Source organism: Parvularcula lutaonensis, from assembly GCF_014651915.1.
In the GTDB taxonomy this organism is placed as follows: domain Bacteria; phylum Pseudomonadota; class Alphaproteobacteria; order Caulobacterales; family Parvularculaceae; genus Parvularcula; species Parvularcula lutaonensis.
Window position 1 is genome coordinate 391,423 of record NZ_BMXU01000002.1, and the last position, 13,870, is coordinate 405,292.

Sequence of the window (13,870 nt, forward strand, 5' to 3'; positions counted from 1 at the left end):
AGAGGATTACAGCATTGAATCGGGGCAATCGATCATGACAAAAACCACCCTTCTGGCCGCGGCGGCTGCCGCTGGCCTCGCGCTCTCGGCTGCGCACGCGCAGGACGAAGCCTTCAAGCCTTCGACCTATTATTCGATGGGCGTTGGCGCCTTCTCGCTCGCATCAGACGATGTGGAGTATCCGAACGGCGCAACGACCACCAACGAAGTCAGCACACGGACGTCGCTGTTCCTTGCCGTTGGCCGCCGCATGAGCGAGCAGTTCTCCCTGGAAGGCGAGGTCGGCGTCTATACCGCGAAGTGGGATGGCTTCTCGAACGGTGCGATCAGCTTCTATTGCCCGTCGGGCGAGGACTGCATCGACCAGATCATCCGCACCACGGCACTGACCATGAACGCGGTCTATTCGGCGCCCGCTGATGCGCAGGTCCGCCCTTATGCAGGCATCGGGGCCGGACTGATGATTACGAGCTACAACCTCGAGGACGTCGACAATGACACGGGCTTCGGTTTCATCGGCAAGGCCGGGGCCGACGTCAAAGTCGGCTAGACGAGCCGCGTTGGGCTGCAGTACAATTACCTCGCCTCACCGGAAGTCGAGTTCAATGACAGCGTCACCTTCGAGACGAGCGGTCACTCGGTGATGCTGACATTCACGGCTGGTTTCTAAGCCGGTTCAGCCATCCGCACTGCGGCCCCGCTTCCTCTATCGGGGGAGCGGGGCTTTTCTTTGCCCCACGAGCGTTTCTGTCCTCGTTGGAACTACGCAAGCGCCGCGGGCTGTGTTAACCGCGGCGAGATCATTCCGGAGGGCGTAGAATGAAACGAGTTTTCTGGGGGCTGGGCGCCCTTGCGCTGGCAGTCACGAGCATGCCGGTCGAGGCCGATGCCCAGGACCGCCGCACGCGTGAGCGGCTGCAACGTATCGAACAACAGCTCCAGGACCTGCAGGGCGTGGTCTTCGGCGAAGACGGCGAGGCGGGCGCGCCCGTGCGCTTCCAGGGCGCGAACCCTGATGGTGCCGGCGCGCCGACCGTGCTCAGCGCCGATGCCAATGCCGACGTCCTCGTTCGCATCGGTGCCCTGGAGGCGGAGCTCCAGCGCCTCACCGGCGAGATGGAGCGCCTGAGCTTCCAGATGCGCCAGCAGCAAGAACAGATGCAGCGGCTCGTCAGCCTCGCCTATCCCGAATATGAAGGCGATATCGGCCTAGGCGCGCAAAGCGCTCCGAGCGCAGGGATCGAATCCGGCGGCCTCGATCCCGTGGGTGGCCCGGTGGACCTCGTCAGCGGCACGGAGGGCGCCGTCACGGGCTATGCCAGTGCAGAGACCGCCTATGCTTCTGGCAGGTCGGCACTGCTCGAAGCGCGCTATGCCGATGCCGAACGCGCTTTCCTTGCCGTGAAGGAAGATTTTCCGGACTCGGAGCGTGCAGGGGACGCGACCTACTATCTTGGCGAGACCTATCTTGCCCAAGGCGACCTCGGCGCGGCAGCGCGGACCTTCCTCGACTTCATCCGCAACTATCCCGAGAATGACCGGGCGGCCGAAGCGCATCTCAAGCTCGGCCAGGCCTTCGCGCGGGCGGACAAGACGACCGAGGCCTGCCGCGTCTGGCAACGCGGGTTGCAGCAATACTCCGCCATGGACGCGACGCTCCGGCAACGGATGGTCGCGCTGCGTGAGGCGACCTGCAACTAAGAGACGACTTCTCTTTGGATTGGCCGCTGCCTCCCGGTGAGGCGGCGGCCATTGCCGTTTCTGGAGGCGCGGACAGTTTCGCGCTCCTCCACTGGGCCTGGAAAGCAGGCCACCCGGTCGTTGCACTGACGGTGGATCACCAGTTGCGCAAGGGCTCCGCCGCCGAGGCGCAGGCGGTCAGGACCTTCTGCAGCGAACGGAATATCCCCCACGAGACCCTGATCTGGCGCGGCGAGAAACCGTCGACGGGCATTCAGGCGGCTGCCCGCGAGGCACGCTACCGCCTCCTCTGCCAAGCCTGCGAGCGCATGGGGATCGAGCATCTCCTCACCGGCCACACCGCTGATGACCAGGCCGAGACCGTCTTCATGCGCCTCCGCCGCGGCGCGGGCCGGGGCCTCGCCGGGATGCCGGCCGAGCGAAAGATCGCGGCAGGGCCGGGAGAGCTCATCACCCTCCACCGCCCGATGCTCTCCGTGCGGAGGGCTTTGGCGCGGGCCTATGCGGAGACGCAGGGACTGCCCTTCGTCGATGATCCGTCCAATGAGGACGAGCGGTTTGAGCGGGTTCGGGTGCGAAAGTTGCTGGCAGAGCTTGAGGACCGGGAGCTGCTCACGGCCGCTGCTCTATGCCAGACTGCCGACAAACACGCAGTGAACCGCTTCGCAGATCTCGAGACCCAAGTGCACTGGAACATGCCTTACGAAAAGCGGGACGGAGCCTTTGAAGCGGTTCACGCCGATGACGACAACGTCTTGAGGCGAGCACAACGTGCCGTCGGCGCTATTGGTCCGATCGACCCGGAGGCGATCACCTTCGACGAACCTGTCCTCGACACCCCTGACGTCCGGTTTGGAGCCATGATTGTCGCCGGGGTGCAGAGCGGTCGCGAGTATGTCGATGTGGTCTATCGCGAACCCGCCGCTCTCCTCGGCCGCGCCGACGGCACCCCCGGCTTCGAACCGATCCCGGCACCGCCCAGCTCAAAGCACCTCTACGACCGCCGTTTCATCGTCGAGGTCCCCGATGACGCCCCCTCGGGCCTCCATCTCCGCCCGCTCGGCCAGCTTCTGCCGCGGGACATCGCCACCTCCACCCTGGCCCGGCAGCGCATCTCCACGCTGCCCAGCCTCGCGGAGGGCAGCGTTTTGACCCATTTACCCGAACAGGCCACGGGTGCTGTGACGGAAGCGCTCAGCGGTTGGAAGCAATGTGACAGCTTCTTATCTACGGTGAGCGGCACGTTCCGGGCACGCTCGCTGTTGGCTGAGCGTTTCTCCGGGGACGTGATCAGATATTAAGTGACAGCGCGTAGACCGATACGCCTGTCTTGAAGGGACAATGCCATATGAATGGTCGCCATTGGATGGTCTGGGGCTTGATGCTCGTCGTCGCCCTGATGCTCATCTACTTCTTCTCGTCCGCGACCCCTGCGCAGAGCGTGACCCAGCTGAGCTACAGCGATTTCCGCACTAAGGTGGAAGCCGGCAATGTGGAGCAGGCGCGCATCGAACAGGACACCGTGACCGGCGTCCTCGACAACGGCACGCGCTTCGTCGTCAATGTGCCTTCGGGCGCCTCCGCAGCCGAGCTCCTCTATCAGAGCGACGTCTCGGTGGACGTGATCCCCGAGCAGGAGGCCCCGCTTCTCCTGCAGGTGCTTATCAACCTGCTGCCTGTTCTCCTCATCCTCGGCATCATTTTCTTCGCCATGCGGCAGATGCAGGCGGGGAGCGGCAAGGCCATGGGCTTCGGCAAGTCCAAGGCGAAGCTCCTGACCGAGAAACAGGGCCGCGTGACGTTTGATGACGTCGCGGGCATCGACGAAGCCAAGGAAGAGCTCGAGGAGATTGTCGACTACCTGCGCGACCCGATGCGCTTCCAGCGCCTTGGCGGCAAGATCCCCAAGGGCGCGCTGCTCGTTGGCCCTCCGGGGACCGGCAAGACGCTGCTGGCGCGCGCCATCGCTGGCGAAGCCGGCGTGCCCTTCTTCACGATCTCCGGTTCGGACTTCGTTGAAATGTTCGTCGGCGTCGGGGCGAGCCGTGTTCGCGACATGTTCGAGCAGGCCAAGAAAAATGCGCCCTGCATCATTTTCATTGACGAGATCGACGCTGTCGGTCGCAGCCGTGGCGCAGGCCTCGGCGGTGGTAATGACGAGCGCGAGCAGACCCTGAACCAGCTCCTCGTCGAGATGGACGGCTTCGAGGCCAACGAGGGTATCATCCTCATCGCCGCCACCAACCGTCCGGATGTTCTCGACCCGGCGCTCCTGCGCCCTGGCCGCTTCGACCGTCAGGTCGTCGTGCCGAACCCGGACCTCGTTGGCCGCGAGAAGATTCTCGGCGTCCATATCAAGAAGGTGCCCCTCGGCCCCGACGTCAAAATCCGCGACATCGCGCGCGGTACGCCCGGCTTCTCAGGCGCGGACCTCGCCAACCTCGTCAACGAGGCAGCGCTCCTCGCCGCACGCCGCGGCAAGCGGATCGTGACGAACAAGGAGTTCGAGGACGCGAAAGACAAGATCATGATGGGTGCCGAGCGCCGCTCCACCGTCATGACTGAGGAAGAGAAGGCCCTGACCGCCTATCACGAGGCCGGTCACGCCATCGTCGCCCTCAACGTGCCGAAGACCGACCCGGTCCACAAAGCGACGATCATCCCGCGGGGCCGCGCCCTCGGCATGGTCATGCAGCTGCCTGAGCGCGATCGCTTCTCGATGTCCAAGATCGAAATGGAGAGCCGGATCGCCATCATGATGGGCGGGCGCGTCGCCGAAGAACTGAAATTCGGCAAGGACAACGTCACCTCGGGTGCGTCCTCGGATATCGAGCAGGCGACCAAGCTGGCCCGGGCCATGGTCACGCAATATGGCCTGTCCGACAAGCTCGGCCCGATTGCCTATGCCGAGGACGACGGAGAGGTTTTCCTCGGCCAGTCGATCGCGCGTTCGAAATCGATCTCGGGCGACACGGCCAAGGTGATCGAGGAAGAAATCAAGCGGATCGTCAATGACGGCTATGAGTATGCCCGCAAGATTCTCGCCGAAACCAATCACGACGATTGGATCACGCTGTCCGAAGGGCTTCTCGAATACGAAACGCTGACAGGCGAAGAGATCAAGGCGCTCCTGAGGGGCGAGCGGATCAACCGCGACGAGCCGAGCGAGCCGAAAGGCCCGCCGCCGAGCTCGGTACCAACCGCTGGCCATCGCCATGGCCCGGTCGGTGGCGCAGAACCCCAAGGGGCCTGAGCTTCCCCACACCAGTTCTGTTCAAGGCCAGCCCTCGGGCTGGCCTTTTTCTTCCCGGCGGAGCGCAGCAAGCGGGTTCTGCAAGCATGGATAATGGTTCGGGCCGCTCAAGACCAGCGGCATGGCAGCTCCACATGAAGCGTGACTTAGACGGGATTAGCGCGGTTGCCCTGCCCCTCATCCCATGGCTTCCTTCGTGATCCCGCCTCTCAATGAGCCATTTCCGGACGAAAGCGTTAGCCAATCGCGGCTTAGCGGTTTTCAATCACACTTCGCGATGTTAACGGAACGTTAGCAGGCGCAATCGCGAAATCCGGGGGCTGTGGGTGATGGATAGAAAAGTTCCGGTCGTTGGAACGGCCGTGGAAGCATTCGTTTTCGGCTTCAGAGAACTCGGGAATGTCATCCGGGTGGGCTGGTTCCCGCTCCTCGTCACCATTGCCCTCTTTGCTGGCGGCGTGGTTTCGCTCGGCACCGGCATGGAAGGGCTGGCCGAGCATCTCAAGGAGATCGAGGCAGAACTCGAGCGAGAATTCGAAGAGTTCGAGCGCGAGATGGAGGAACTCGACGAGCGCGTCGATGAGTTCGAGGAATATGAACTCGACCTCAGTGACAGCGTCAGCGCCAAATTCCGCACCGCGGTGAAGACGATCGCCGCGCTCCCCTGGCCTTCGATCGAAGCAGGCGACGCCGCCACGGCGCAGATGATGATCTTTGGCGGATTTTCCGCCGGCATTATCCTGATGTTCCTCGCCTTTTTCGCGCTGACCCCGGTGGTGACCGTTATCTACGAGGTGTCCGCCGGACGCCGCTCCTGGCCGTCGGGCTTCCTCTATTTCCGCTTTGGCGGACGCGAGCTGCGCACCATCGCAGGCTCCTACATCCTCGGCGTCCTGATCCAGGCCTTCGTGCTCGGTATTGCTGGCCCGATCATCCTCTTTGTCCTTCTCGGCGTCTCGACGATGAACGAAGTGGTCGCCGTGACGACCATCGTCTTGGGCTACCTGACTTTCATCCTCGCGACGATCTGGGTCAGCCTGCGCACCATCGCCATCGTTCCGGCAATTGCGGCCGAGAACCGCCTCATCTTTATCGAGGCGTTCAAGGCGACCCGAGGCAATGCATGGCGCATCTTCTTCAGCCTGGTTGTGTTCTCGGTCCTCCTCGCTCTTCTCTACGGCGTCTTCATGATCGCATTCGTTGCGGTCTCGGCGCTTGGTGCCGTGCTGCCCGAAGGCGGACAGGTGGTCTTCGGCATCCTTCTCGCGGGGCTTGCGGCCGTTGCCTACGTGATCATCCTGTCGATGGAGCTCGCGTTTGGCGGCCTGATCTGGCGCGCGGTCCGCGGCAACGTCATGGAAGATGACGACCTGCCGCCGGCCGAAGCGGCTGTTGCCGACGCTCTCGACGAGTTCGAGGAGCAAGAGTTTGGCGGCGAAGCTGTCGAGGAAGCACCAGCCGAACCGGCTGAGCTAGACGAGGTTGCCGAAGAGCCTTCCGCTGAAGCGCCTGACTATGACTACGCGGAGCAAACCGCACGCCGGGACTTCGTGGACCGTGCGCCGCCACGTCGTTTCCTTGAAGACATCCCCACGGATGAGGCACGAACCCCGCAACGCGAAGGCGACAGGCGCTCGATCGACTTCGTCCGCCGCCGCTTCCGCTAGACGCTCGCGCCGTCTAGGCGTTGGCGATGCAGATCTTCGGCATCGTCAACGTCACGCCTGACAGCTTCTCCGATGGTGGAGAGACTCTCGATCCGGGCCGTGCCATCGCGCACGGCCTCTCCCTGGTCGAGGAGGGCGCAGACGTTCTCGATATTGGCGGTGAAAGCACCCGTCCGGGCGCGGAGCCGGTCCCGGTGGAGGACGAACTCCGCCGCGTCATTCCTGTCATCGACGGCCTGGTCCGGGAGGTTGGGGTCCCCCTCTCCATCGATACGCGAAAGCCGGAGGTGGCCGAGGCCGCCATCGGCGCGGGGGCCAGCATCTGGAACGACGTCACCGCCCTTCGCTTTGGCGGCGAGAACGCACCGCTGGCTGCGAAGCTCGGCTGCCATGTCTGCCTGATGCATATGCAGGGCGAGCCTGGCACCATGCAGCAGGAACCCCGTTACAACGATGTCGTTTCGGAGGTGTATCGGTTTCTCGAAAGTCGGATCGCCACCTGCGCGCGGGCCGGTATCCCCAAGGAGAGGATCATTGCCGATCCGGGCATCGGCTTTGGCAAGACGCTTGAGCACAATCTCGCCCTGTTTCGCGAGATGGAGCGGTTCGCAGAACTGGGCACACGCACCCTTCTGGGGGCCAGCCGCAAGCGTTTCATCGCCGCGCTGGACCGGGATGGCCCCGCATCGGAGCGCCTCGGCGGCAGTATCGCCGCCTCCTTGCGTGGACTGGAGGCCGGTTTCACCTACACCCGCGTCCATGACGTCGCGGCGACGCGGCAGGCCCTCGCGGTGGCCCGTGCCCTGAAGAGAAACGCGAGTTGATCCGGCGTTCTTCTAAGCTTCACGGCTTTGGTTTATAGGCGTCCTCCCGGACAACGAGAGAGAATGATGCGCGGCGACGAGACTCCCAGGGAACGCAAGGTCTTCGGCACGGATGGCGTGCGAGGGATGTCGAACCAGGGCGCGCTGACGCCGCAGGGCGTGATGAGCCTCGGCATGGCCGCGGGCAAGATCTTCCGCCGCGGAGAGCATCGCCACCGGGTTGTCATCGGGAAAGACACCCGCCTTTCGGGTTACATGATCGAGCCCGCTCTCTGCGCGGGCTTCGTTGCCGCGGGCATGGATGTCCTGATGCTCGGCCCGGTGCCGACTCCGGCCATGGCCATGCTCACCCGCTCCATGCGTGCCGATCTCGGAGTGATGATCTCGGCCAGCCACAATCCGTATCATGACAACGGCCTCAAATTCTTCGGACCCGATGGCTACAAGCTGTCCGACGATCTCGAGCTCGAGATTGAGGCCCTCATGGAAGAGGGGGTGACGGACGGCCTCGCGACGCCGGAGAAGCTAGGGCGAGCCAAGCGGATCGACGACGCTGGCCCCCGCTATATCGAGTTCGCGAAATCGACCCTGCCCCGTCGCCTGAGTCTCGAGGGTGTTCGCGTGGTCCTCGATTGCGCCAATGGTGCCGCCTACAAGACTGCGCCAGTGGTCCTTTGGGAGCTGGGTGCCGATGTGAAGGCGATCGGCGTCGAGCCGAACGGCTTCAATATCAATGACGGGTGCGGATCAACGCATCCCGAGAAGATGCAGCAGGCGGTCCTCGAATACCGCGCCGATATCGGGATTGCTCTCGACGGCGATGCAGACCGCGTGCTGATTTCCGACGAAAAGGGCAACCTGATCGACGGCGACCAGATCCTCGCCACGATTGCCACGTCGCTGCAGCGCCAGGGCAAGCTGCGCGGCGAAGGCGTCGTCGGCACGGTCATGGCCAATATGGGCTTCGAAAAGTTCCTTGGCGAACATGGCATGAGCCTCGTACGGACAAAGGTCGGTGACCGCTATGTGGTGGAGGCCATGCGTGAGAGAGGCATGAATGTTGGCGGTGAACCGTCAGGACACGTCATTCTTTCCGACTATGCCACCACCGGGGACGGCCTCATCACGGCGCTCAATGTCCTGCGCGTCGTGGCGGAACAGGACCGGCCCGTCTCGGAGGTCTGTGACAACTTCGACGCCTTCCCGTCGATCCTTGAGAATGTCCGGTTTTCGGGCGAAAACCCTCTCAAGACGGACGACGTCAGGAAGGCGATCGACGCAGGCAACAAGGCCCTCGCCGACAAGGGCCGCACCGTGATCCGCAAATCGGGTACGGAACCACTGATCCGGGTCATGGCGGAGGGCGAGAACGAGCAGCTCGTGCGCAAGGTCGTCGACGACATCTGCAGCGCCGTCAGAAAAGCACTCTGACAGAATGAAAGGCCGCGTCCTGATCATCGCGGGATCGGATTCCGGTGGGGGCGCGGGCATTCAGGCTGACATCAAGGCGGTGAGCGCGATGGGCGCCTATGCCGCCACGGCAGTGACCGCGGTGACAGTGCAGGACACGACGTGTGTTCATGCCGTGCACGATGTCCCTCCCGATATCATTCGTAGGCAAATTGAAGTCGTCCTCGACGATATCGGCGCTGATGCCATCAAGATCGGGATGGTCGGCAGCGTCGCCGCTGGCGAAGCCATCCTTGCTGGCCTTGCCGATGCGCCAGGCGTTCCAGTCATCGTCGATCCGGTCCTGGTGGCGACCAGCGGCGACAGCCTCGGGAGAGGCGAGGTGGCAGATTTCCTCAGGGAACAGCTTATCCCGCTTGCCAGTGTTGTCACGCCCAACCTGCCGGAGCTCGAAGCGCTCAGCGGGCTGAAGCTTGGAGGTGATGAAACGATCAAGAAGGCAGCCAAAGCGCTCTTGGATCTCGGCGCACAGGCCGTCCTCGCCAAGGGCGGTCATGGCGACGGGCAGACCCTGACAGACCTGCTTGTGGAGGCTGACGGGAAAGCGGTGACGTTCGAGAACCAGCGCATCGCGACGATGAGCACCCACGGCACCGGTTGCACCCTATCGAGCGCGCTGGCCGCTGGGATCGCGCAGGACATGCCCCTCTCGAAGGCGACGGGCAGGGCCATTGCCTATGTCCACGAAGCGATTGCTTCGGCCCCCGGTTTCGGTCGCGGCCACGGTCCGGTGAACCATCTCGTAAGGTCCAGTTTTTCCGATTGACGATAAAGTTCCTTGCCTGCCATGCTGATGACATGATCGCGCTCGTCTTCAACATCCTGTCCGCCGACCCGCTTCTTGCCTCAGCCGCCGAGCGTCCGGAGGTTCCGGAATTTCAGTGTGCTGTCGATGTGCTGATGAACTTCGCGACCCCCGACGGGGAAGAGTCGCAGCGCCTTCGCATTGATCCCGAGACAAAGAAAACCACGCGGCTCGATGAAGATGGCAACCCTGTCGAAGGAGAAGGTGCCGCTTCCGCCGACGACGGTGGGGCGGATAAGGGGGACGATGAGGGCGGCTCCAACTCCGTCTCCCTTGACGCCACACCTATGAGACTGTGCGTGCGAGGCTTGAGCTACCGTTGGAGAAGGTGAGTGAGGAGGGGGCCATCACTGTCTACACGCTGTCTGGCCTGCCGAAGAACTCCATCTCGCTGGCTGACAAGGACATCTCGCGGCATACCAGCATCACCCTGACCGTAAGGGACGATGGTAACGGGCCTTACGTCTCTCATTATACGGAGAAACTCGAAAAGCCTGTCCGTATGAAGATGGTCGCGAAGCTCAATGCCTATGAGAAGGACGTTCGTTTCGGCCTCGTCGAAGGCCAGCCGCGCCCCCTGTCAGAAGAGCTGCGCTTTGCGATCTCTGTTTTCGGGTCGGACCAGAACATGCGGTTCGACGTGCACTACGATTATCCAACCTGTGACGTGGACGCCTGATCAGCGGATATCCTCGGCACACTTTGCGATGACATCGTCGAACATCTCTTGGGTGAGGCGCCCGGTCGAGGTGTTGTACCGGCTGCAATGGTAGCTCGATCGCAAGAGGAGCGGGCCGTTCGGCCCTTCGATTTCATATGCGGTGTCATGCCCGAACGGCATGGCCGCCACCCTCTGGCCCAGTGTGCGCAGCGTGGAGTCGTGGCTGATCTTGCCAAGGCACAAGATCGTCCTGAGGTTCGGCAAGTTGTCGATCCGTGAGCGGAGGAAGGGCCGGCAATTGTTGACCTCCTTGCCCACAGGCTTGTTCTCCGGTGGCACGCAACGCACGGCGTTGGTGATCATGGTTCGCTTGAGAGAGAGGCCGTCATCGGGCCTCTTGTCATAGCACCCTTCGGCCAGCCCGAACCTGCACAGGGAGTCATAGAGGAGGTCTCCGGCCCAATCGCCGGTGAAGGGGCGGCCGGTCCTGTTCGCCCCCGTACGTCCGGGTGCGAGTCCGATAATCAGGAGGCGGACAGCCTCCTCCCCTCCTTCGGGCGCGAAACTAGGCACGGCGCCATTGAACCAGTCAGGTTCGAGCCGCGCATTCTCGAGGCGGTATTCGACGAGGCGGGGGCACAGCGGGCAGTCCTGTGGAGCCTCAGGCGGTGGTGCGGCTGTCACGCGTCCTCGTCATCCTGTTCGCTCTTTTGCGGCGCGTTCTTCCTCGCGATGACGTCTTCGAGTTCGGTGAGGTCAACGAACTGATCCGCCTGGCGGCGGATATCGTCCGAGGCCATGGGCGGCTGGGTTTCCACGGTGGAGACACAGATGACGCGGCAGCCCTGTTCCTGCGCCCGCTGGATTGCGTGACGGAAATCGCCATTGCCGGTGAAGAGCACGATGCAATCGAGCTTCGAGGCCATCATCACCATGTCGACCGCGAGCTCGATATCCGTCGAGCCTCGATAGCGCTTGCGGCCATCCTGTCCGACAAACTCCCGCGCCGTCTTCGTGACCATGGTGAAGCCGTTATAGTCGAGCCAGTCGACCAAAGGCCGGAGCGGCGAGTAATCGGCGTCCTTGTCCTCGGGCATGGCCGTGTAATAGTGCGCACGGACGAGACGGGTTTCGCGCTTCAACCGCGCCAGCAGGCTCCGGTAATCAATGTCGAAGCCCAAAGTCTTGGCAGTCTTGTAGAGATTGGCACCGTCGATGAAGACTGCCGTCCTGTCATCCGGATCAAGGCCCATCCAGTCCGTCATGCAATACCGCCCGAGAGTTATCACAAATGGAATCAATATCGGCTGCGAAACTAGCAAGGGGGTCGCGACATGACAAACGCGCTCAGATTGGCGCTGGTCGGGCTGGGGTCGAACAAGCCTTGGCGCGACATGCCGAGCCGCGAGATCCTGATGCGTGCTGCCGAGGAACTGAAGGGTCTGGGGCGAGCGGTGTCGCTCTCGCCGCTCTACCGGAGCCCGGCCTGGCCCGATCCGGCGGAACCTGAATACACCAACGCCGTAGCCGCGGTGGAGACGGCGCTGATGCCGCTCCCGTTTCTCCATGGCCTGCAAGCAATCGAGACGCGATTCGGGCGGGTCCGTTCGGAGGATCCCAGGCTTCGCTACGCTCCGCGCACGTTGGATCTCGATCTTCTCGCCATGGGCGATGAGGTGGTGGAGAGCGAGGAGCTGGCCCTGCCGCATCCCCGGATCGCGAAAAGGGATTTCGTCCTCCTGCCGCTCAGGGACCTCGCGCCACGGTTCCGCCACCCGGCGACCGATGCGAGCGTGGCGGAGATGATCGCTGCGCTCCCCGAAATCACCGCGAAACCGCTTTAGGCCAAGGCTTGCAGGCTTGGCGCACGCCACTATGGTGCGCCTCCAACGGAGACCACCATGCACGACCTACGCGCCATCAAGGACGACCCCGAGGCTTTCGACGCGGCCATGAGACGCCGCGGCGCCGAGTACCGGGCTGCCGACATTCTCGCCATCGACGAGAAGCGGGTCTCGACCGTCAAGGCAATGAATGATGCGCAGGCGGAGCAAAAGCAGGTCTCGAAGAAGATCGGCGCAGCAAAGGCGTCGGGCGACGAGGCCGCGGCGCAGGCCGTGATGGCCGAAGTCGGGGCGCTGAAGCAGAAGGTCAAGGACCTCGAAGAGGAGGAGCGCCGGCTCTCCGCCGAGCTGCACGCTGCCCTCCTGCCGATCCCGAATGTTCTCGATGCTGATGTTCCTGATGGCGCGGACGAAGACGACAATGTCGAGGTCCGCAAATGGGGCGAGCCGCGCCAGATTGACGGCGCGAAGGAGCACTACGACCTCGGCGAAGCTCTCGGCATGATGGACTTCGAAGCCGCGGCAAAGATCTCGGGCTCGCGTTTCGTCGTGCTCAAGAAAGATCTCGCCAAGCTCGAGCGGGCCATCGCGACGTTCATGCTCAATCTTCACACGGAGGAGTTTGGCTATGATGAGGTGCTGCCGCCGGTGCTTGTGGGCGCTGACGCCATGACGGGGACGGGCCAGCTGCCGAAGTTCGAGGACGACGCATTCAAGACCACGGATGGCCGCTACCTCACGCCAACCGCCGAGGTCACGCTCACCAACCTCGTGCGCGACGAAATCCTTACCGAAGAAGAACTCCCCAAGCGCATGACCGCGTGGACGCAGTGTTTCCGCGCGGAAGCCGGATCGGCTGGCCGTGACACGCGCGGCATGATCCGTATGCACCAGTTCTCGAAGGTCGAGCTCGTCTCGATCACGACGCCGGAGCAGTCGGACGAAGAGCACGAACGTATGACGTCGTGTGCCGAGGAAGTCCTCAAGCGCCTCGACCTGCCGTTCCGGACGATGGTGCTCTGCGCGGGCGATACAGGCTTCAGTGCTGCGAAGACCTACGACATCGAGGTCTGGCTGCCGGGGCAGGGACAGTTCCGGGAGATCAGCTCCTGCTCGAACACCCGCGCCTTCCAGGCGCGCCGGATGAACGCCCGCTTCCGCCGCGAAGGCGAGAAGAAGCCGCAATTCGTCCATACGCTGAACGGCTCGGGCCTCGCCGTGGGCCGGACCATGGTGGCGATCCTCGAGAACTACCAGCAGGCGGACGGCTCGATCGCCGTGCCGGATGTTCTCAAGCCCGTGATGGGCAAAGACGTGATTTCGGCGGGCTGAGGCTATTTGCCGTAGCCTGCGAGGCGCTTGGCGTTCTTGCGCAGCGTCTTGCGGCCCGGCTCGGCGAATTTTCCGGCCGGGTCCTGCCAGCTCTTCGCGTCGCCAGTCATCAGGCCGGCTGCAAGGCCCCAATAGCCCTCGGTCGCGGCTTTCACCTTCTCCGTGACCATCCGCTCCAACTCGCGGCTTGATCCGGGGTGTCCGCTGGCCACGCGCCACATGCGCGAGGACACCACGAGACCCGACAGCATCAGGTCTTCAAAGCTCTTCTCGTCGAACATCAGCGGTCTCCAAGGTATGGGGCGACGATATG

15 protein-coding genes are annotated in these 13,870 nt (G+C 63.3%); 12 read left to right on the forward strand and 3 right to left on the reverse strand.

Annotated elements, in window-relative coordinates:
• The first annotated feature begins 34 nt into the window (after positions 1–34).
• From IE053_RS10180 to IE053_RS10225, 10 genes are all read left to right on the forward strand, one after another.
• Entirely contained in the window at positions 35–550 is a 516-nt protein-coding gene (locus IE053_RS10180; protein WP_189575591.1) for an outer membrane beta-barrel protein, read from the forward strand.
• Between the two features lie 269 nt (positions 551–819).
• On the forward strand, positions 820–1,701 hold the full coding sequence (locus IE053_RS10185; RefSeq protein WP_189575593.1) for a tetratricopeptide repeat protein: 882 nt from the start codon (positions 820–822) through the stop codon (positions 1,699–1,701).
• Between the two features lie 14 nt (positions 1,702–1,715).
• The gene (gene tilS / locus IE053_RS10190) at positions 1,716–3,002 is read left to right on the forward strand and encodes a tRNA lysidine(34) synthetase TilS (RefSeq protein WP_189575601.1); all 1,287 of its coding nucleotides are present in this window, start codon (positions 1,716–1,718) and stop codon (positions 3,000–3,002) included.
• A gap of 47 nt (positions 3,003–3,049) precedes the next feature.
• A complete protein-coding gene (ftsH, locus tag IE053_RS10195; RefSeq protein ID WP_189575603.1) occupies positions 3,050–4,954 on the forward strand; it encodes an ATP-dependent zinc metalloprotease FtsH in 1,905 nt (634 codons plus the stop codon).
• 329 nt (positions 4,955–5,283) lie between these two features.
• Positions 5,284–6,621: a hypothetical protein gene (locus IE053_RS10200; protein ID WP_189575605.1), complete on the forward strand. Its 1,338-nt coding sequence runs from the start codon at positions 5,284–5,286 to the stop codon at positions 6,619–6,621.
• A 26-nt stretch (positions 6,622–6,647) separates the two neighbouring features.
• A complete protein-coding gene (gene folP, locus IE053_RS10205) occupies positions 6,648–7,445 on the forward strand; it encodes a dihydropteroate synthase (RefSeq protein WP_189575607.1) in 798 nt (265 codons plus the stop codon).
• Between the two features lie 66 nt (positions 7,446–7,511).
• On the forward strand, positions 7,512–8,876 hold the full coding sequence (glmM, locus tag IE053_RS10210) for a phosphoglucosamine mutase (protein WP_189576933.1): 1,365 nt from the start codon (positions 7,512–7,514) through the stop codon (positions 8,874–8,876).
• A gap of 4 nt (positions 8,877–8,880) precedes the next feature.
• A complete protein-coding gene (gene thiD / locus IE053_RS10215) occupies positions 8,881–9,681 on the forward strand; it encodes a bifunctional hydroxymethylpyrimidine kinase/phosphomethylpyrimidine kinase (protein ID WP_189575609.1) in 801 nt (266 codons plus the stop codon).
• Positions 9,678–10,052: a hypothetical protein gene (locus tag IE053_RS10220; RefSeq protein ID WP_189575611.1), complete on the forward strand. Its 375-nt coding sequence runs from the start codon at positions 9,678–9,680 to the stop codon at positions 10,050–10,052. Before thiD ends, IE053_RS10220 begins: the two co-directional genes overlap by 4 nt.
• The gene (locus IE053_RS10225; protein WP_189575613.1) at positions 10,049–10,399 is read left to right on the forward strand and encodes a hypothetical protein; all 351 of its coding nucleotides are present in this window, start codon (positions 10,049–10,051) and stop codon (positions 10,397–10,399) included. Before IE053_RS10220 ends, IE053_RS10225 begins: the two co-directional genes overlap by 4 nt.
• Here IE053_RS10225 and IE053_RS10230 read toward each other — a convergent pair whose 3' ends face one another.
• Together IE053_RS10230 and IE053_RS10235 are read right to left on the reverse strand one after the other, a co-directional pair.
• A complete protein-coding gene (locus tag IE053_RS10230; protein WP_189575615.1) occupies positions 10,400–11,065 on the reverse strand; it encodes a uracil-DNA glycosylase in 666 nt (221 codons plus the stop codon). It lies immediately after the preceding gene.
• Positions 11,062–11,646: a LabA-like NYN domain-containing protein gene (locus IE053_RS10235; RefSeq protein WP_229786174.1), complete on the reverse strand. Its 585-nt coding sequence runs from the start codon at positions 11,644–11,646 to the stop codon at positions 11,062–11,064. The genes IE053_RS10230 and IE053_RS10235 overlap by 4 nt, the downstream gene beginning before the upstream one ends.
• A 69-nt stretch (positions 11,647–11,715) precedes the next feature.
• On the opposite strand from IE053_RS10235, the gene folK reads away from it, so the two are divergent.
• Positions 11,716–12,225 (forward strand): 2-amino-4-hydroxy-6-hydroxymethyldihydropteridine diphosphokinase, encoded by a 510-nt coding sequence (gene folK, locus IE053_RS10240; RefSeq protein ID WP_189575617.1) that lies wholly within the window; start codon positions 11,716–11,718, stop codon positions 12,223–12,225.
• A 57-nt stretch (positions 12,226–12,282) separates the two neighbouring features.
• Entirely contained in the window at positions 12,283–13,557 is a 1,275-nt protein-coding gene (serS, locus tag IE053_RS10245) for a serine--tRNA ligase (protein ID WP_189575619.1), read from the forward strand.
• Positions 13,558–13,559: 2 nt separating this feature from the next.
• On the opposite strand, the gene IE053_RS10250 is transcribed toward serS, so the two are convergent.
• Entirely contained in the window at positions 13,560–13,838 is a 279-nt protein-coding gene (locus IE053_RS10250; protein WP_189575621.1) for a hypothetical protein, read from the reverse strand.
• Positions 13,839–13,870 lie beyond the last annotated feature (32 nt).

Coding starts and splice junctions, on each gene's coding strand:
- IE053_RS10180 (WP_189575591.1), top strand. CDS start 35: ATGACAAAAACCACCCTTCTGGCCGCGGCGGCTGCCGCTGGCCTCGCG.
- IE053_RS10185 (WP_189575593.1), top strand. CDS start 820: ATGAAACGAGTTTTCTGGGGGCTGGGCGCCCTTGCGCTGGCAGTCACG.
- ftsH (WP_189575603.1), top strand. CDS start 3,050: ATGAATGGTCGCCATTGGATGGTCTGGGGCTTGATGCTCGTCGTCGCC.
- IE053_RS10200 (WP_189575605.1), top strand. CDS start 5,284: ATGGATAGAAAAGTTCCGGTCGTTGGAACGGCCGTGGAAGCATTCGTT.
- folP (WP_189575607.1), top strand. CDS start 6,648: ATGCAGATCTTCGGCATCGTCAACGTCACGCCTGACAGCTTCTCCGAT.
- glmM (WP_189576933.1), top strand. CDS start 7,512: ATGCGCGGCGACGAGACTCCCAGGGAACGCAAGGTCTTCGGCACGGAT.
- thiD (WP_189575609.1), top strand. CDS start 8,881: ATGAAAGGCCGCGTCCTGATCATCGCGGGATCGGATTCCGGTGGGGGC.
- IE053_RS10235 (WP_229786174.1), bottom strand. CDS start 11,646: ATGACGGACTGGATGGGCCTTGATCCGGATGACAGGACGGCAGTCTTC.
- folK (WP_189575617.1), top strand. CDS start 11,716: ATGACAAACGCGCTCAGATTGGCGCTGGTCGGGCTGGGGTCGAACAAG.
- serS (WP_189575619.1), top strand. CDS start 12,283: ATGCACGACCTACGCGCCATCAAGGACGACCCCGAGGCTTTCGACGCG.
- IE053_RS10250 (WP_189575621.1), bottom strand. CDS start 13,838: ATGTTCGACGAGAAGAGCTTTGAAGACCTGATGCTGTCGGGTCTCGTG.